Raw genomic sequence first — 16,712 nt, forward strand, 5'->3', positions numbered from 1 at the left:
GGGAAGCATTGCTTCCCCGCCCCTCGGACGTTTTGCTGCGCTACATGTCAGGCGTTTGGACGCTTGCCATGGTTAGCGGCGTTGCCCTTACGGCTGCGCTTCTTACGACCACGCTTACCCATGATTGGTCTCCCTTCTGTTTCTTTCGCGTCATTGTTTCACGCCGATGCCGGTGTGGTTCCATTGGCAGGTCGATCGAGTAATCCGTCGACGTATTTTCGTGGTCAGAGTGCAGTTCCGACAGAAGTGAGGTTCACGATGGCAGAAGACGTGCGCGCCGAGATGGTTTCGACGGTCTACCAGGTCGTCGTGAGCGAGGGAGACGTCGTCGCGGACGGCGACACCCTGGTCATCCTCGAATCGATGAAGATGGAAATTCCCGTCCTGGCCGAGGTTCCGGGAACGGTGACGACGGTGGGCGTCAAGGTCGGCGACGTGATTCAGCAAGGCGATCTGATCGCCGTGATCTCCTAAGTAAGCCGATGTCCACTCTCAGTGACCTCCTCGCCGAACACACCGATCTGCCGGGTGCGGCGGTCGACCATCTCCAGCGCGTCGTGGGGGAGTGGCAACTGCTCGCCGACCTCTCTTTTGCAGACGTTCTCCTGTGGGTGGGCACCGAATCGGAGAAGAACCGATCCGAAGGGACGGTCATCTGCGTAGCGCACTGCCGGCCGACCACGGCATCGACGGCTTTCCCGGAGGACGCGGTCGGAACGGTCGTTTCCGAGTCCGAGCATCCGCAGGTCCTTCGCGCTCTTGTCGAGGGGCGCGTCGTGCGTGGGGAAGACGAGACGTGGCGTGAAGGAATGCCGCCGCGAAAGGAAGCGGTTCCGGTGCGTCTGGACGGGCGAGTCATCGCGGTTCTGAGCCGCGACACCAACCTGTCGCACCAGCGAGCGCAGAGTCCGCTCGAGCTCGCGTATCTCGATTGCGCCGAAGACCTGTGTCAGATGATCAGCGACGGAACCTTCCCGATCCGAGAATCGCGCTCCGACACGAACTCGAGCCCACGTGCCGGCGACGGTTTCATCCGCCTCGACACCGAAGGCACCGTCGTCTACGCGAGCCCGAACGCTCTCTCGGCGTATCACCGGATGGGTCTGAGTTCGGATCTGGTGGGACAAGATCTCGCGGCGTTGACCCGATCGTTGGTCACCGATCCGTTCGAGTCTCAGGAAGCTGCGGGTTACATCCGAGATACGTTGGCGGACAAGCCTGGCCGTCGGATGGAGATCGAGGCGCGTGGGGCGACCGTTCTGCTGCGCGCTCTGGTACTCAAGCCGGGTGGTCGGCATGTCGGTGCTGCGGTCGTGGTTCGCGACGTCACCGAGGTCAAGCGTCGTGATCGCGCGCTCCTGAGCAAGGACGCGACCATCCGCGAGATTCATCATCGAGTGAAGAACAACCTGCAAACCGTCGCGGCGCTCCTGCGTCTACAGGCCAGGCGAACCGGCAACGACGAAGCGCGACAAGCATTGACGGAATCGGTGCGACGCGTGACGTCCATCGCCCTCGTTCACGACACCCTGTCGATGTCGGTGGACGAAGAGGTGGATCTCGACGAGGTGATCGACCGGTTGGTTCCCATGCTCTCCGATGTCGCGGGAGTGGGTGTGCCGGTGACGATTCGGCGCGAGGGAAGTTTCGGAGTGTTCTCCGCCGAGCGCGCCACCCCGCTGGTCATGGTGCTGACCGAGTTGGTGCAGAACGCGATCGAGCACGCTTTCGATCCGGGACTCACCGGCACGGTCACACTCAGCGCCGAGCGTTCTGCGCGCTGGTTGGACGTGATCATCCACGACAACGGGCGCGGCCTGCCGGAGAACTTCGACCTCGAGAAGTCCGATCGCCTCGGACTCCAGATCGTGCGGACTCTGCTGGGTGCCGAACTCGGCGGCTCGCTCGGACTGCACCCGGGAAGTGGCGGCGGCACCGACGCGGTTCTGCGTGTGCCGCTCGGTAGACGTACTGCGCGTTACTGATTCGAGCAGCGCCAGTAATTCGAGCAGCGCTGTTAATTCGAGCAGACAAAAAGCCCGGCACCATGTGGTGCCGGGCTGTCGTCTTCGACTGTGTGGAGGGGCTGTACTCCGCCGCGAGTCGAACGTCTCGGTTCTACCTAGACGGAAGTGCGTGCACGGGTACGTGCGTTACGACGCTTGAGTGCGCGACGCTCGTCTTCGCTCATTCCGCCCCAGACGCCTGCATCCTGTCCGGACTCGAGGGCCCATGACAGGCACTCGGCGGTGACGGGGCAGCGGTTGCAGACAACCTTGGCATCAGCGATCTGAGCGAGGGCCGGTCCGCTGTTTCCCACGGGGAAGAACAGTTCGGGATCCTCGTCGCGACAGATTGCGTTGTGGCGCCAGTCCATCTTTTTTCGCTCCTTAATTGGGTGTGTATTCACACCATTTGGTACCAATGAGTTTGTGTGTGCGTCATCAACGTTTCCGCACTGTTACTTGTGAATGCTTTCACGAACTCGCGGTATGTCAATAGGTTTGAACGGGTTCGTGGGCCAACTCACTAATTTGTGACACACCTGACGGCCACCTGGTCGTCACCGGCATTTTACCCGATTTTGGCTATTCGGCACCAGAGTTTTTGCAGGTCAAACGTGTTGCCTGACTCACGTCGTAATCGGCGCGAACACTTCCAGTGCATCCGGGACCGAGGTGAATTCGACCTTTTCGCGAAGTCCGATGTAGTCGCCGTCCATCTGGAGTCCGATCGGTCGCGACGATTCGATGGTGATTGTCGGGACGTCGTCGGTGCGTAGGAGGACCTTCGATTTCGGCTCTGCGCCGCGTGCGAGGAGCTGCCGCACAACCCGTAGGGACGGTAGGACTTTGGTGCTCGTCATGGCGAAGATTCCGAGTCCGCTGTCGAAGGTGGTTCCCGGATTGGTGTGTACGGGACGCTCTTCCAGATATGTCCACGGGCTCGAGTTCGACACGAACGCGTAGTGGACTCCGGAGACGGGATCCTGATCGGGAAGGTGGACTGTCAGGGCTGGTTCGGCCCGCTTCGCGCGGAAGAACGCGGCGATCGCAGTTCGGACATATCGGGCGGGAGTGGCAGCGTCACCATTCTTGCGGCTGGCGTCGACGGCTTCGCACACGTCGGCGTCGAGGCCCATTCCGGCATTGAACGTGAACCAACGGTTGTCGCAATGTGCGAGCCCGATTCGGCGTCTCGTCCGCTCCGAGAGTAGGTCGACGAGTTGGTTTGTGGCGTCGATCGGGTCGGCGGCAATACCGAGTGAACGCGCGAAAACGTTTGCCGAGCCCCCTGGAACGACCGCGATCGTCGGGATCGGACCGACCGGAACCGATTTCATCGACGCGGGATGCGGTGCCCCGAGCAGTCCGTTGACCACTTCGTTGACCGTTCCGTCGCCGCCGTGGACGATGACCGAGCCGAAGCCGTCTTCGTGGGCTTCGCGCGCCAGTTCGGCAGCGTGTCCACGATGTGTGGTGTGCGCCACAGTAAGTCGCACCCGGCTCTCGAGGGCGTGTGCCAACAGGTCACGACCGGCAGCGGTGGTGGAGGTGGCATTGGGATTGACGATCAGCAGTGCGCGCACGGGGCATGAGCCTATCCGGTGTCGTGTTCTAGGCTGGCCTCGTGCCGAATACCGCCAGTCCGAACGCCCTGCCCAAGACAGTCAGATGGGCAGGTGCCCTCGTGACGCTGCAAGGGCTGGTTGCCGCCGGGTTCGCGATCGTCGCGGTGATTCGCGGCGCGACCGGGCACGATCAGAGCATCACCAACGGGTACGGCTTCGCTGCCTGGGTCGCGATTCTCGGCGGCGCGGTGTTGGCTGCCGGTATCGCTCTGCTGAACGGTCGCCGATGGGGCCGGGCAATCGCCGTCGTCGCCCAGTTGCTGCTCCTGCCTGTCGCCTGGTCGCTGTTGACCGATTCGCATCAGGTGCTGCTCGGCGTCGTTCTGGGTGTCGTCGTTCTCGGCGCTCTCGGTTGCCTGTTCTCGGCGCCGACGTCTCGGTGGATGGCAGCGGAGTACGGCGCGTACGCAGACGAGGTATCGCCGGAAGAGGGAAATCCCGGCGCTGACGAGCCCGAAGAGCCGCAGGACAAAAAAGGCTGACCGCCAACTCTGCTTCAGACCTACTCAGCTTCGGCGGCGAGAGCTCCGAGGTGGGTGCCGGTCAGGCGATACGTGGTCCACTCGGTTTTCGCGTCAGCGCCGAGTGACTCGTAGAACTTGATCGAGGGGGTGTTCCAGTTGAGCACCGACCAGGACAGCCGCGTGTAGTCGTTGTCGGCGCACTCCTTGGCAAGTGCGGCCAGAAGGGCCTTCCCGTGCCCTGATCCGCGCTGGCTGGGCTTGACGTACAGATCTTCGAGGTAGATGCCGTGCGCGCCGTCCCAGGTCGAGAAATTGCGAAACCACAGCGCCATGCCGACGACGTCGTCGGCTGAATTCACAGCTACGTGTGCGAAGGCCGTCGCGGCCGGCCCGAACAGAGCCTCGCCGATCTGTTCCGCCTTCACGGTGCACTCGTCGAGGGCCTTCTGGTAGTCCGCCAACTCGTAGATCATGTCGGTGATCGGCTGGACGTCTGCGGGCGTGGCGCGTCGAATCATGGAGAGAATCTTAAGCCTCGACCAGCGGCGGCACATTGTGATGAACGAGGTGGGTGGCGCCGTGCTCGTAGCCGAGAACCGTGTATGCACCCGGGAACAACGCGAAACGCTTTCCTTCCGTCACCGGGAGCTCGAGCCAGCGGGCGATGAGTGCGCGCGAGAAGTGTCCGTGCCCGATCAAGATCACGTCCCGCTCGGGTAGTTGTGACCGCACCATCGACAGCACCATGTCGGTGCGGGCATGGATCTGATCCGACTGCTCGCCGCCGGGGCACGGGTGTGTCCAGACGGTCCAGTCGGGCACTGTTGCGCGGATCTCGGGCGTCGTGAGGCCCTCGTAGTCGCCGTAGTCCCATTCGGAGAGCGCATCCCAGGTTCGCTCCTCGGGAAGGCCGGCGAGATCACCGGTCAACTGAGCGCGCAAGCGAGGACTCGTGAGAATCATGGGATTGCGGAGGTCGAGTGTCCGCAGGCGGTTTCCGGTCGCGGTGGCCTGCATCTCGCCGAGCGGAGTCAGCGGAACCTCGGTCCGTCCCGTGTGTTTCCCGGTGCGCGCCCACTCGGTTTCACCGTGGCGCATGAGTACGACGCGAGCGTTGAGGGGGATAGCCGAGGGGGCGGACTGGGAAGCCATGTGGACCATCATTGCAGGCTGCCTCGCGTGTGTAGCTCGCCTCCTGGCGCGAAGTGCGCAAGGATCTACGTGTGACGACGGTTCTCGCAGTGGCGAATCAAAAGGGCGGCGTGGCTAAAACCACCACGGTCGCCTCCCTCGGTGCGGCTTTGTCCGCGCTCGGACAGCGAGTCCTGGTGGTGGATCTCGACCCGCAGGGCTGCCTGACGTTCTCGCTCGGACACAATCCGGATCGCCTCGAGCGTTCGGTCAACGAGGTCCTGGCGGGTGATCTCGACGCGGTTGACGCCGTGCTGCAGACGGAAGACGGCATGGACCTCCTGCCGGCGACCATCGATCTCGCGGGCGCCGAAGCGCTGCTCCTGATGCGACCCGGTCGCGAGTTCGCGCTCAAGCGGGCGCTGTCTCCGCTCCTGGGTAGTTACGACGTCATCATCATCGACTGCCCGCCGTCGCTGGGAGTGCTCACACTCAACGGATTGACTGCAGCGCAGTCGGTTCTGGTCCCGCTGCAATGCGAAACCCTCGCGCACCGCGGCGTCGGACAGCTGCTGCGCACGGTTCGTGAAGTCCAGGCCATCACCAACCCGGATCTTGTTCTGCTCGGCGCACTTCCGACTCTGTACGACGCTCGGACCACTCACAGTCGCGACGTGCTCGCCGACGTCAGCGACCGCTACTCCCTGGCCGTTCTGGCGCCACCTATCCCACGCACCGTCAAGTTTGCGGAGGCCTCTGCTTCGGGTGCGACGGTCCTCGCGGGACGAAAGAACAAGGGGGCGGACGCCTATCGTGAACTCGCCGACAATCTTTTGAAGCATTGGGCTGGAAACGAAGTCGTGACTTTCGCGCCCGAACTGACGCTCTGAACGCAGCGAGAAAATCTAGCGCAGCGCGAACACGGTGTCGCCGCGCTGTTCCAGAATCGTCTCGCCCGCACTGGCGAGCACGATCGGTGTCGTCGTCTCACCTCGGTCGACGGCGATCATGCGCTGAACCGTTCCGTCCGAAGGGCTGACGGCCGCAATGCCGCCCGGAACGGGGATGAGCATCTGACCGGCGACCATGCTTCCGGGCCCGGACGTTCCGTTGACGATCCACGTCGGAGCGAGATCGTTCAGGCGCAGGTTGACGGTCTGCGAGCCGGTCCACCACGTGATCGAAGCCTTGTCGGCGTGGGTGCGGGCGCCTTCGGTCACCGTTCCCTCGATCGGATAGTCGACGATCGGATTGCCGGATCCGTCGAAAATGCTGATGCGAGAAACGGTTCCGTTGGCTGCGGGGAGATAGACCGCCGTCTTCTCGCCGGCCACGGCAAGCAGGCGGGCGCCCTCCGAGTCGAGGAGAATCGCGGATCCGTACTCTTCGGGTTCCTGGGCGTCCTTGGGTGCGGGATTCATCACCGTCAACCTGTTGGAGGCTTCACCGGGGCAGCGCTCGAGTACCGAGACTCGGTTGGCGCTCGACGCAGCATCGAGCAGCGTGCATCCGCTGCGGGGTTGCTTGTTGGGGTTGACCTTCGCGTCGACCCGGCCGTACTCGAGGGTTCGGACGAGGTCCGAGCGCCACAGTTCCATTCGCTCACTGCCGCGCGAAATCAGGTAGGTGCCGTCCGCTGAAAGGCTGACCGCGGAATCGGCGTCGCTGTTGCGTTGGTCCTTGCGGGCACCAGTGTCTGCGACCAGTGACGTGACCTGCGAGCAACCACGATTGTCTTGGTAGACACCGACGACGCGATCCCACGAACCGATCGCGCCGCACAGAGGGATGTTGCGCGCGTACCGCCACACTTCTTCGCCCGTAGCCGGATCGCGGCCGATCACTTCGGAACCGTCGGCGGTGACGACGGCATTTCCGACGGTGATGGGCGCCGTCGAGGCGGCGCTGGGGGATTCCCACGTCTGCTTCAGGATGTCGGGCAACAACACCGACGTCGACAGAGGTGGGAGTGACGTGTCAGCGGTGACCGAGGTGGTTCCGTGCGCATCACTGCGCAACCACACCACGGTCACCGCTACGACTACGGCCAGCGCGAGAGCCAGCGCACCGATCAGATCTGAGCGAGTACGCCTTTCAGGAGCCAGCACATCGGCAGCTTACTCTGCGGCGCCTGCCGTCGCGGTAGCCGCGGGGCGACGACGCCGACGTCGACGCGGCTTGGCTGCTCCGTCGTCGTCCGTGTTCTCGGCACCGGTTGCGGCGGGTGCCGAAGGGGGAGCGGTGGTCGCGGTAGCGGTGGTGCCGGTCGCGGCGTCGGCCGAAGCGCCGGCGCGGGTGCGGCGACGGGTCCGGTTGCGGCGGGGAGCGGCCTTCTCATCGGTGCCGTCCGAGTCGGTCGTCTTCGGTGCGTCGGCCTTGTCCGTTGCGGCCTTCTCGGGCGCAGGCTTCGCCTTGCGGACAGTGCCCTTGGCATCGGCCGGAATCGACAGCTCTTCGTAGAGGTGCGGCGAGCTCGAGTACGTCTCGACCGGGTCGGGGATTCCGAGGCTCAGGGCCTTGTCGATGAGCTGCCAGCGAGGGATGTCGTCCCAGTCGACCAGTGTGACCGCGATGCCGGTGCGGCCTGCACGGCCGGTACGACCGATGCGGTGGACGTAGGTCTTCTCGTCCTCGGGGCACTGGTAGTTGATGACGTGGGTGACGTCGTCGATGTCGATACCGCGGGCAGCGACGTCGGTGGCGACCAGAACGTCGACCTTTCCGTTGCGGAAGCCCTTCAGCGCCTTTTCACGGGCGATCTGTCCGAGGTCACCGTGGACGGCACCGACGGAGAAGCCGCGCTCGGCAAGATCGTCGGCAACCTTCTGGGCGGTGCGCTTGGTGCGGGTGAAGATCATCGTCGCGCCGCGGCCTTCGGCCTGCAGGACGCGCGCGACCATCTCGGCCTTGTCGAGCGCGTGTGCACGGTAGATGTGCTGGCTCGTGCGGTCGTGCACGGCGGAGGATTCGGCCTCTTCGGCGCGGATGTGCGTCGGCTGCGTCAGGAAGGTGCGCGCCAGGGTGATGATCGGGCCGGGCATCGTCGCGGAGAAGAGCATCGTCTGACGCTTGTCAGGGACCATGCCCATGAGGCGTTCGATGTCGGGCAGGAAGCCGAGGTCGAGCATTTCGTCGGCCTCGTCGAGGACGAGGACGCCGACCTTGCCCAGGATCAGATGCGACTGGTTGGCGAGGTCGAGCAGGCGGCCCGGGGTACCGACGACGACGTCGACGCCCTTCTGGAGTGCCGAGATCTGTGCCTCGTACGGCCGGCCGCCGTAGATCGGCAGAACCTGAAGACCACGATCGCCGACGCGGAGGTACTTGCTGGCGTTCTCGAGGTCGCGGGCGACCTGGATGCACAGTTCGCGGGTGGGAACGATGATCAGGGCGCGGGGCGTGCCGTCGAGGACTGCCGTGCCGTTCTCGGCGGTGACGATGCGATGCAGAAGCGGGACGCCGAAACCGAAGGTCTTGCCCATTCCGGTTCGTGCCTGACCGATGAGGTCGTCACCGGCGAGAGCCAAGGGAAGGGTGAGTTCCTGGATGGCGAAGGTGCGCTCGATGCCGATCTCGTTCAGTGCGCGGACGATTTCGTCGCGGACACCGAGCTCGGCAAAGGTCGGGGGTACGTGGGTGTCGTCGAGCTGGACGGAAACGGTGTTCTCGGTTGCTTCGTCTTCGTGGTCGACAGTGATCTTGCTCAGGGGACTAGCCTTTCCTCGTGGCGGTACGCACGCACAAGGTAAGGGGCCAGGCCGTAAGTCGGCCGATGTCGATGCCCTCTTTTTCTTCGGTCATGCCTACGCCTCAGCACTGAATTCCACTCGGACGAATTCGAACCGTCCGGAGATCTCGGCGAAGCGGGCAACAACCGTCGATGCAGGTGCGCGCACATTATCGGTGGGGTCCGCGTGATCACAGTCGTGTCGGCTGGTCTAAAGCAGCCGTCCCGGCTAACCATAAGAGCCGGGGGAACTGGCGAACTCCCAAGACCATTGTAGCTGCACGTTGTCCGCCCCTCGCGATGACATGTCGAAGATCACCGAATCGGACATGCGGTCCTTGGCGGTCGCGTCGGCCGTCGAAGCACTACAGTTCGTAGTCATGGGCGCACACGATCTTGATGCTTCGACGGACGCTGGAACCGGAGGCCGAGTCGCTTCCGATCACCCTGGCGTGATCGATTTGTTTGCCGTTCTCGCGTATGGCGAGATTTCGGCGTTCTACCGTTTGGCGGAAGACGCACAAATGGCACCGGACCTGCGCGGCAAGGTGGCGTTCGCCAGCATGGCCGCCGCGGAGATGGACCACTTCGAGACTCTCGAAACAGCGTTGACGGAACGTGGGCACGAGATCTTTGCCGTCATGGACCCGTTCGTTCGCGCTCTCGACAATTATCACGCCTCGACCACGCCGTCGACGTGGCTGGAATCGCTCGTGAAGGCGTATGTCGGAGACGGAATCGCTGCCGATTTCTACCGCGAGATCGGACATTCACTCCCGGCGGATGTGGCCGAGATCGTGGAGGACGTGCTCTCTCAAACGGGCCACTCGGAGTTCGTGGTGCTCGAGGTGAAGGCTGCAGTAGAGGCCAGTACCCGCGCCAAGGACCGGTTGATGTTGTGGGGACGCCGACTCCTCGGTGAGGCGATCACACAGGCGCAGTTCGTGTTGGCGCAGCGTGAGGACCTCACGGATCTGGTTATCTCGGCCTCCGGCGATCTCAACGGAGTTGTTGCGTTGTTCGACGGTATGCAGGCCAAGCATGCCGAGCGGATGGCGATCCTCGGACTCGTCTAGGTGCCTGTTCGCTCTGGGCACAGCGTGCAGAGGAGCGTGGGCGGTCGCTGCTGCATTAGCCTTGCGTCGACAACGGATGTAATTCACGAACAGTTCGGAGGTTGACCGTGGAGGTCAAGATCGGTGTAATCGACAGCCCGCGTGAGCTCATCGTCAACAGCGAACAGACCCCTGACGAGGTCGAGACACAGGTCGCGGCTGTCCTCGGTGGCCGTGAGCCGGTTCTGGCACTCGTCGACGACAAGGGCCGCAAGTTCCTGGTGCAGGCTGCTCGTGTGGCGTACGTGGAGATCGGCCCGTCCGATATCCGCAAGGTCGGGTTCGCGCCGACCGTCTGACGCGTAGCTGTAACAGCAGAATGGGCGGGCAGTCGTTACGACTGCCCGCCCATTCTCGTTCTGGGGTTCGGTTACTTGGTTTCGGCCTGCAGCGGCACGTGGGAGAGACCGCCCCATGCCAGTGCCACCGTGATTTCGACGGCTTCTTCCTTGGGAATGGGCCGGGCAGCTTCGAGCCAGTACCGCGCGGTGAACTGGCTGGCACCGACAAGCCCGACGGCAAGGATGCGTGCGCGATACGGATCGAGGCCGGAATCCTGGCTGACCAGGTCGAACACGGCGTCGACGCAGGCTTCGGTGGCTTGTTCGACGCGCGTCTGCACCTGGGGCTCGCCCATGATGTCGGACTCGAACACCAGGCGGAAACCCTGCGAGTCGTTGTCGACGAAGTCGAAGAACGCCTGGACTGCGGCGCGGACACGCTGTTTGTTGTCCGTCGTCGATCGCAGAGCTTGGCGCACTCCCGAGATGAGACTGTCGACGTAGCTCTGGAGAACCGCTACGTACAGCTCGAGCTTGCCTGGGAAATGTTGGTACAAGACTGGTTTGCTGACACCGGCGCATTCGGCGATCTCGTCCATACCGGCCGAGTGGTACCCGTTCGCGACGAAGACCTCGCTTGCAGCTGCGAGGAGCTGGAGGCGGCGCGCATCGCGGGGGAGTCGGGTGCTGCGACGTGTTCCGGCAGGCTTGCCGGCCGTTGTACCGCGATCGGAGTCTGTCCGATCCGCGAGTTCTGTCATGTCGCTTCCAATCTGAGCAAAAGTAAAAGTCGGTCGGCGCGCGGATCCGCGAGTCGCGTGTGCGTACCCGCCAGTATCCTCCGTCACACCGGTCGTAGCCGAATGAACGATACCGTGTGTCGCCCGGGCGAGTCGCGTGTGCCTCGGTGAGCGAGACCGGCGGTCTTTCTCGTTACACGAGGGGTCGTCATGACACGCCAGGACCAGCAGGTTTCGGTCAGCCTGGGCGAGCGACTTGCCGTGTGTGAGATTCTGGACGACGTGACTGACCCAGGGGGACCGCGCATGCGTGGACGAACTACGCAGAACCCTGATCGTGAGGAACTTCGAATGCGCAGCGGAACTGGAGCACCCCGCGACGAACGTCGGCCGGAGGTGCCGGACGATCGTGCCTACGGCGAACGCGACTATCGAGGGATTTCTTCCCATCAGCCTTTGCGTGCCCAATGGGATCCGACCAAACGAGAAGTGGGCCGAACCCCGCGCAATCCGCGGCCGGACCGGGCAGCGCGAAAGCAGAGCAAACTCGGCCGCTTCGTCTCGACGTACGGCTGGCGGGCCTACGCGATTCCGGTTCTCGTGGTGCTCACCATTCTTGTGATCGTCGATGCGGTACGTCCGGACACCACCGAGTCCGCGAGTAAGACCTCCGCCACCGCCGACCTCGCGCACAGCACCGACGGAACCGACGTCATCGGCGCGCCACCGGCCGGAGACGGAACTTTTGCGTCGTCGATTCCGTCCGGTGCACTTCCCGACGGTGGTCCGTTCACCGTCGCAGGCGGCGGTACGTGGCATGTCGTACCGGGTACGACGGGCAAGGTCGGACAAGGAACCGAACGCGAGTTCACGTACACGGTCGAGATCGAGGACGGCGTCGACACCACCGGCTTCGGGGGTGACGAATCGTACGGACGCATGGTCGATCAGACACTCGCCAATCCGAAGAGTTGGACCAACGATCCCAAGGTCGCGTTCCGGCGCGTCGACGCGGGCGAGCCGGACTTCCGTATTTCTCTGACCTCACAGATGACTATCCGCGAAGGCTGCGGCTACGAGATCGAACTCGAAGGATCCTGCTACAACCCGAGCATGGACCGAGTCCTGCTCAACGAACCGCGGTGGGTCCGAGGCGCCATTTCGTTCCAGGGTGACATCGGTTCGTATCGCCAGTATCAGATCAATCACGAGGTCGGCCATGCCATCGGTTACGCCGCCCATCAGCCGTGCGAGACCGAGGGCGGACTCGCGCCGATCATGATGCAGCAGACCTTCGGAACCGCGAACAACGACATCGCTAGGCTTGATCCCGAGGGCGTCGTTCCGATGAACGGCCTCACGTGCCGCTTCAATCCGTGGCCGTACCCCCGAGCGTGACCGGATCAAGAACCCCCTGATCTCGTCTTGAACTAGGAGTGTTTCGCGGTGTCTGCAACACCCGTCGTACTGCCACCACTGGTGGAACCGGCAGCCGAGTTGAGCCGTGAGGAAGTTGCCCGATACAGCAGGCACCTGATCATTCCGAACGTCGGCATGACCGGTCAGAAGCGGCTCAAGAATGCACGAGTCCTCTTCATCGGCGCCGGTGGATTGGGTTCGCCTGCACTGCTCTATCTCGCGGCTGCAGGAGTGGGCACGATCGGAATCGTCGAGTTCGACGAGGTCGACATGTCGAACCTGCAGCGTCAGGTGATTCACGGACGTTCCGATGTCGGACGCCCGAAGGCGGTCAGCGCGAAAGAGTCGATTCTCGAGATCAACGAACACGTCGACGTCCGGTTGCACGAGTTTCGCCTGGACAACTCCAACGCGGTCGAGTTGTTCTCCGAGTACGACCTGATCCTCGACGGCACGGACAACTTCGCGACGCGGTACCTCGTCAACGATGCCGCCGTGATCGCCGGAAAGCCGTACGTATGGGGCTCGATCTACCGTTTCGAAGGGCAGGTCTCGGTCTTCTGGGAAAACGCCCCGGACGGCGCGGGACTGAACTATCGCGACCTCTACCCCGAGGCGCCGCCGCCGGGCATGGTCCCCTCGTGTGCCGAGGGCGGTGTTCTCGGAGTCCTGCCGGCGACCATCGGTTCGATCATGGCGACCGAGGCGGTCAAGCTCATCACCGGTATCGGTGAACCTCTTCTCGGACGCCTGATGATCTACGACGCACTTGCGATGACGTTCCGGACGATCCGCCTTCAGCGTGATCCGACCAGAGTTCCGGTCACCGCCTTGATCGACTACGACGCGTTCTGTGGTGTCGTGTCCGAAGAGGCGAGCGTTGCCGCTGCCGGCTCGACGATCACGGCGCCGGAACTGGAGGCCATGATCGGCGAGGGTCGATCGATCGAATTGGTCGACGTACGAGAACCGGTCGAATGGGACATCATGCATCTGCCGGGGGCGGTGCTGATCCCGAAGGACCGCATCCTGTCCGGTGAAGCCCTGGCGACCTTGCCGCAGAACAAGCAGATAGTCCTGTACTGCAAGACCGGAATTCGTTCGGCCGAGGCGCTGGCCTTTCTCAAGAACGCGGGCTTCGCCGACGCAGTTCACGTTCACGGCGGCGCGATCGCCTGGGCGAACCAAGTGGATGCGAGTCTGCCGGTCTACTAGGCGCGCCTCGCGGGAGGCAGCGGTGCGCACCGGTAGCGTTGTGGTGTGAGCACAGGCCAACCTCCCCAGCACGTGTGCTCCACCTTTGGCCTACGTGAAGTCGACCCCATCCCACTCGGTGCGGATTGGGACGGCGGTTGGCTGTGTGGAGACGTCGTCCTTTCAGCAGTCGCGGATCATGCCCGCGCAGCGTGGTCGGCGAAGGTGCGAGAGAACCTCGAAGTCGACGGTGTTCGACTGGCTCGGCCGGTGCGTTCGACCGACGGTCGGTACGTCGTCTCGGGCTGGCGCGCCGACACATTCATCGTCGGATCGCCGGAACCGCGTCACGACGAAGTGGTCTCGATGTCCTGCCGACTGCATGCGGCGACGGCCTCGCTCGAGCGCCCGCGCTTCCTTGCACAACCGCCGGTGCCGCCGTGGGCCGAGGTCGACGTATTCGTCGCGGCTGATCGCGCGGCGTGGGAGACGGTCCCGCTGAGGATCGCGAAGGGCGTCGAGCAGCTCGAGACGCCTACGCCGGACGGCCGCAAGAGTTTGGAACTGATTGCCGGGCTCGCGACTTTGCGTAAGCCGGTGCAGAGTCCCGACCAGCTCGTGCACGGCGATTTGTTCGGGACCGTGCTGTTCTCGGGCAGTATGGCGCCCGGAATCACCGACATCACGCCGTATTGGCGTCCGGCAGCGTGGGCGGCCGCCGTCGCGGTGGTCGACGCGATCTCGTGGGGCGGTGCCGACGAGGCGCTGGTCGGCCGTTGGGAAGACCTACCCGAGTGGCCGCAGATGCTTCTACGTGCGGTGATGTTCCGCTTGGCCGTTCATGTTCTGCATCCTCGCTCGACGGCGGACGCGTTTCCGGGACTGGCCCGCACGTCCGACATCGTGCGCTTGCTGCTCTAGAGCGCCGCACCTGCACCGAAGTCCGAGACCAGGCCCTCGAACAATTCGCGTGCGGCGTTCGAGGCAGCCACCGTGTCCCCGTCGACGACAGCCTCGACGAGCTTCGCGTGCTGCGAGTGAAATCCCTCACCGGTCGCATCGATGTGCTGTTGAATCGTGGTTTCGATGACCGGGAGCAGGGAGTCGTAGAACTCCAGGTAGACCTCGTTGTGGCTGGCCGCGACTATCGCCCGGTGCAGGGCGACGTCCGCAGTGGTGGCGGCGTCGATGTCCTGACCCTCCCAAGACGCCGTGCGGAGCGCGAGTAACCGCGTCAGTTCGGCGATGTCGTCTTCGGTTCGGCGTGCGGCGGCGAGAGTGGCCGCGGTGATGTCGAGCGCGCGCCTCAGTTCGAGCACATCCCGCTGGTGGGCGCCGGCAAAGTAGTTGCCGAGAGTGCCGCCGAGGTCGGAGAGGGCAACGACATAGGTGCCCGATCCTTGACGACGTTCCAGCATTCCGGCGTGAACGAGCGCTTGGACCGCCTCGCGAACCGTGTTGCGTCCGGTGCCGGTCAGCTCCGACAGTTCCGGTTCGGTGGGGATTCTGGAGCCGATCGGCCAGGTTCCGCTCCGGATTTCGTTGCGGAGTTGTTCGGTGACCTGCGAGATGAGGCTTGCGCGTCGAACGGGTTGCACGTGGTGTTTCCTCGGGTCCGGGTTGTGACTCTGGGTCGTGGTGTGAATGTGACATTAGATTACCGCGCTTGTGCGAGTTCGTCCGGTCATCCTATGATTTGCCGGTGACTGCTCAACTGGAGAGAACCAAAACCCGTTCGTTGATACAAGGCCGTGTGCTCGTCTTCGCCGCTATTGCGATGTCTGCGCTCGTACTTCGACTTGCGGTGACCTCCTTCTCGCCGTTGGCGGCAGAGATTCGCGACGAGATCGGCTTCTCCGCCTCGATCGTCGGCGTCTTCGGCATGGTTCCGACCGCTATGTTCGCGATCTTCGGTCTCATCACCCCGGCGATTGCGAAACGGATCGGGCTCGAACGCACCGCCCTCGTCGCGATGCTCATGGCCGGCGTCGGAATGCTGTTGCGCGCCATGATGTCTCAGACGTGGTCGTTGCTGGCTCTGTCGGCTCTGGCACTGGCAGGCATGGGAATCGGTAATGTCGTGATCCCGCCGTTGGTCAAGCGGTACTTCTCCGATCGCCTCGCCACCATGAGTTCGGTCTACATCGTGGCCGTGCAGATCGGCACTATCGTTCCGGCGTTCGTCGCCGTTCCGGTTGCCGACGCCTTCGGGTGGAGGTTCTCGATCGGCTGGTGGTCGGCCTTCGGCTTCGCCGCCGCAGTGCCGTGGTTGATTACCCTCGCTCGCTCACGCAAGGCTCGTGCGAACGAAGCCGGGTCCGTCGAGAGTGCATCGGATTCTGTTGCGGCAGTGACGGAACAGCCGCGCGGTCAGGTCTGGCGTTCGCCCGTGGCCTGGGGGATGGCCGGCATGTTCGGCATGACTTCGCTGATCACCTATTCGATGTTCACGTGGATTCCCTCGATCCTTCGTGATGCCGGCGCCAGCGACGCATTTGGCGGAACCATGGTCGGTATGTTCTCGGTGATCGGGCTCGTCGCAGCGTTCGGTGCACCGACGCTGTGCGCCCGCATGGCCAATCCCTTCCCTGTCGTGATCGCGTGCGCCGTCTGCTACCTGGTCGGCATGGGCGGGCTGTACTTTGCCCCGATGGCGGCGCCGATCGTATGGGTTGTCGTACTGGGCCTCGGTCCGAGCACGTTCCCGATGTCGCTCACGCTGATCAACCTGCGTACTCGTTCGCACATCGGCTCCTCGGCACTGTCCGGTTTCACCCAGGGCATCGGCTACTCCGTTGCCTGCCTCGGTCCGCTCCTGTTCGGCGTTTTCCACGACGTGTCCGGTGGATACGCTGCGCCGTTCGGCTTGCTCGTCGTCGCGGTGGTCGTGGTGCTCCTGGGCGCTTACCAGGCATGTAAGCCTCGGATGCTCGAGGATTCCTGGCACGCACCTGCGAAAAACTAGCTCACACCCGGTCTTGTTGCCGGGTGAGGATCAATTGACTTCGCG

The 16,712-nt window shown here is 63.6% G+C and carries 19 protein-coding genes; 10 read left to right on the forward strand and 9 right to left on the reverse strand.

What is annotated here, in order from left to right:
* Positions 1 to 47: 47 nt before the first annotated feature.
* Positions 48 to 122 carry a 50S ribosomal protein bL37 gene (locus tag ACWF6P_RS25105; protein WP_022597109.1) on the reverse strand — a complete coding sequence of 25 codons (75 nt, stop codon included), beginning with the start codon at positions 120 to 122 and terminating at the stop codon, positions 48 to 50.
* Between the two features lie 136 nt (positions 123 to 258).
* Between ACWF6P_RS25105 and ACWF6P_RS25110 the strand changes: the two genes are divergently transcribed.
* Both ACWF6P_RS25110 and ACWF6P_RS25115 read left to right on the forward strand, forming a co-directional pair.
* Positions 259 to 474: a biotin/lipoyl-binding carrier protein gene (locus tag ACWF6P_RS25110; RefSeq protein ID WP_007731208.1), complete on the forward strand. Its 216-nt coding sequence runs from the start codon at positions 259 to 261 to the stop codon at positions 472 to 474.
* 8 nt (positions 475 to 482) lie between these two features.
* On the forward strand, positions 483 to 1,985 hold the full coding sequence (locus ACWF6P_RS25115) for a sensor histidine kinase (RefSeq protein ID WP_452622916.1): 1,503 nt from the start codon (positions 483 to 485) through the stop codon (positions 1,983 to 1,985).
* Between the two features lie 137 nt (positions 1,986 to 2,122).
* Here ACWF6P_RS25115 and ACWF6P_RS25120 read toward each other — a convergent pair whose 3' ends face one another.
* Positions 2,123 to 2,377, reverse strand: coding sequence for a WhiB family transcriptional regulator (locus tag ACWF6P_RS25120; RefSeq protein ID WP_003940950.1), 255 nt, complete (start codon positions 2,375 to 2,377; stop codon positions 2,123 to 2,125).
* Positions 2,378 to 2,632: 255 nt separating this feature from the next.
* Positions 2,633 to 3,589 carry a diacylglycerol/lipid kinase family protein gene (locus tag ACWF6P_RS25125; protein WP_230812617.1) on the reverse strand — a complete coding sequence of 319 codons (957 nt, stop codon included), beginning with the start codon at positions 3,587 to 3,589 and terminating at the stop codon, positions 2,633 to 2,635.
* 41 nt (positions 3,590 to 3,630) lie between these two features.
* Between ACWF6P_RS25125 and ACWF6P_RS25130 the strand changes: the two genes are divergently transcribed.
* Complete coding sequence (locus ACWF6P_RS25130) at positions 3,631 to 4,113, forward strand: hypothetical protein (protein WP_452622917.1); 483 nt, start codon at positions 3,631 to 3,633, stop codon at positions 4,111 to 4,113.
* 20 nt (positions 4,114 to 4,133) lie between these two features.
* On the opposite strand, the gene ACWF6P_RS25135 is transcribed toward ACWF6P_RS25130, so the two are convergent.
* Both ACWF6P_RS25135 and ACWF6P_RS25140 read right to left on the reverse strand, forming a co-directional pair.
* The gene (locus tag ACWF6P_RS25135; protein WP_065455520.1) at positions 4,134 to 4,613 is read right to left on the reverse strand and encodes a GNAT family N-acetyltransferase; all 480 of its coding nucleotides are present in this window, start codon (positions 4,611 to 4,613) and stop codon (positions 4,134 to 4,136) included.
* A 10-nt stretch (positions 4,614 to 4,623) separates the two neighbouring features.
* Complete coding sequence (locus ACWF6P_RS25140) at positions 4,624 to 5,247, reverse strand: acid phosphatase (protein ID WP_230812622.1); 624 nt, start codon at positions 5,245 to 5,247, stop codon at positions 4,624 to 4,626.
* A 71-nt stretch (positions 5,248 to 5,318) separates the two neighbouring features.
* On the opposite strand from ACWF6P_RS25140, the gene ACWF6P_RS25145 reads away from it, so the two are divergent.
* The gene (locus ACWF6P_RS25145) at positions 5,319 to 6,116 is read left to right on the forward strand and encodes a ParA family protein (RefSeq protein ID WP_378534032.1); all 798 of its coding nucleotides are present in this window, start codon (positions 5,319 to 5,321) and stop codon (positions 6,114 to 6,116) included.
* A 15-nt stretch (positions 6,117 to 6,131) separates the two neighbouring features.
* On the opposite strand, the gene ACWF6P_RS25150 is transcribed toward ACWF6P_RS25145, so the two are convergent.
* Both ACWF6P_RS25150 and ACWF6P_RS25155 read right to left on the reverse strand, forming a co-directional pair.
* Entirely contained in the window at positions 6,132 to 7,334 is a 1,203-nt protein-coding gene (locus ACWF6P_RS25150; protein WP_452622918.1) for an Rv3212 family protein, read from the reverse strand.
* Positions 7,335 to 7,343: 9 nt separating this feature from the next.
* The gene (locus ACWF6P_RS25155; RefSeq protein ID WP_452622989.1) at positions 7,344 to 8,933 is read right to left on the reverse strand and encodes a DEAD/DEAH box helicase; all 1,590 of its coding nucleotides are present in this window, start codon (positions 8,931 to 8,933) and stop codon (positions 7,344 to 7,346) included.
* Between the two features lie 400 nt (positions 8,934 to 9,333).
* On the opposite strand from ACWF6P_RS25155, the gene ACWF6P_RS25160 reads away from it, so the two are divergent.
* Complete coding sequence (locus ACWF6P_RS25160) at positions 9,334 to 10,029, forward strand: ferritin-like fold-containing protein (protein WP_029255047.1); 696 nt, start codon at positions 9,334 to 9,336, stop codon at positions 10,027 to 10,029.
* A gap of 107 nt (positions 10,030 to 10,136) precedes the next feature.
* Positions 10,137 to 10,367: a DUF3107 domain-containing protein gene (locus ACWF6P_RS25165; RefSeq protein WP_230812632.1), complete on the forward strand. Its 231-nt coding sequence runs from the start codon at positions 10,137 to 10,139 to the stop codon at positions 10,365 to 10,367.
* A 71-nt stretch (positions 10,368 to 10,438) separates the two neighbouring features.
* Here ACWF6P_RS25165 and ACWF6P_RS25170 read toward each other — a convergent pair whose 3' ends face one another.
* The gene (locus tag ACWF6P_RS25170) at positions 10,439 to 11,110 is read right to left on the reverse strand and encodes a TetR/AcrR family transcriptional regulator (protein WP_230812633.1); all 672 of its coding nucleotides are present in this window, start codon (positions 11,108 to 11,110) and stop codon (positions 10,439 to 10,441) included.
* A gap of 330 nt (positions 11,111 to 11,440) precedes the next feature.
* On the opposite strand from ACWF6P_RS25170, the gene ACWF6P_RS25175 reads away from it, so the two are divergent.
* From ACWF6P_RS25175 to ACWF6P_RS25185, 3 genes are read left to right on the forward strand one after another with little or no spacing between them, the layout of a single operon-like run.
* On the forward strand, positions 11,441 to 12,487 hold the full coding sequence (locus ACWF6P_RS25175; RefSeq protein WP_374227984.1) for a DUF3152 domain-containing protein: 1,047 nt from the start codon (positions 11,441 to 11,443) through the stop codon (positions 12,485 to 12,487).
* Positions 12,488 to 12,535: 48 nt separating this feature from the next.
* Positions 12,536 to 13,723, forward strand: a complete 1,188-nt coding sequence (gene moeZ, locus ACWF6P_RS25180) for an adenylyltransferase/sulfurtransferase MoeZ (protein WP_452622919.1) — start codon at positions 12,536 to 12,538, stop codon at positions 13,721 to 13,723.
* A gap of 45 nt (positions 13,724 to 13,768) precedes the next feature.
* The gene (locus ACWF6P_RS25185; protein WP_007731227.1) at positions 13,769 to 14,623 is read left to right on the forward strand and encodes a TIGR02569 family protein; all 855 of its coding nucleotides are present in this window, start codon (positions 13,769 to 13,771) and stop codon (positions 14,621 to 14,623) included.
* Here the strand turns inward: ACWF6P_RS25185 and ACWF6P_RS25190 are convergent.
* On the reverse strand, positions 14,620 to 15,300 hold the full coding sequence (locus tag ACWF6P_RS25190) for a FadR/GntR family transcriptional regulator (RefSeq protein WP_378636042.1): 681 nt from the start codon (positions 15,298 to 15,300) through the stop codon (positions 14,620 to 14,622). The genes ACWF6P_RS25185 and ACWF6P_RS25190 overlap by 4 nt on opposite strands.
* 104 nt (positions 15,301 to 15,404) lie before the next feature.
* On the opposite strand from ACWF6P_RS25190, the gene ACWF6P_RS25195 reads away from it, so the two are divergent.
* Positions 15,405 to 16,667 carry a CynX/NimT family MFS transporter gene (locus ACWF6P_RS25195; protein WP_452622920.1) on the forward strand — a complete coding sequence of 421 codons (1,263 nt, stop codon included), beginning with the start codon at positions 15,405 to 15,407 and terminating at the stop codon, positions 16,665 to 16,667.
* Positions 16,668 to 16,712: the final 45 nt, after the last annotated feature.

It is taken from the genome of Rhodococcus sp. NPDC055024 (assembly GCF_053608585.1).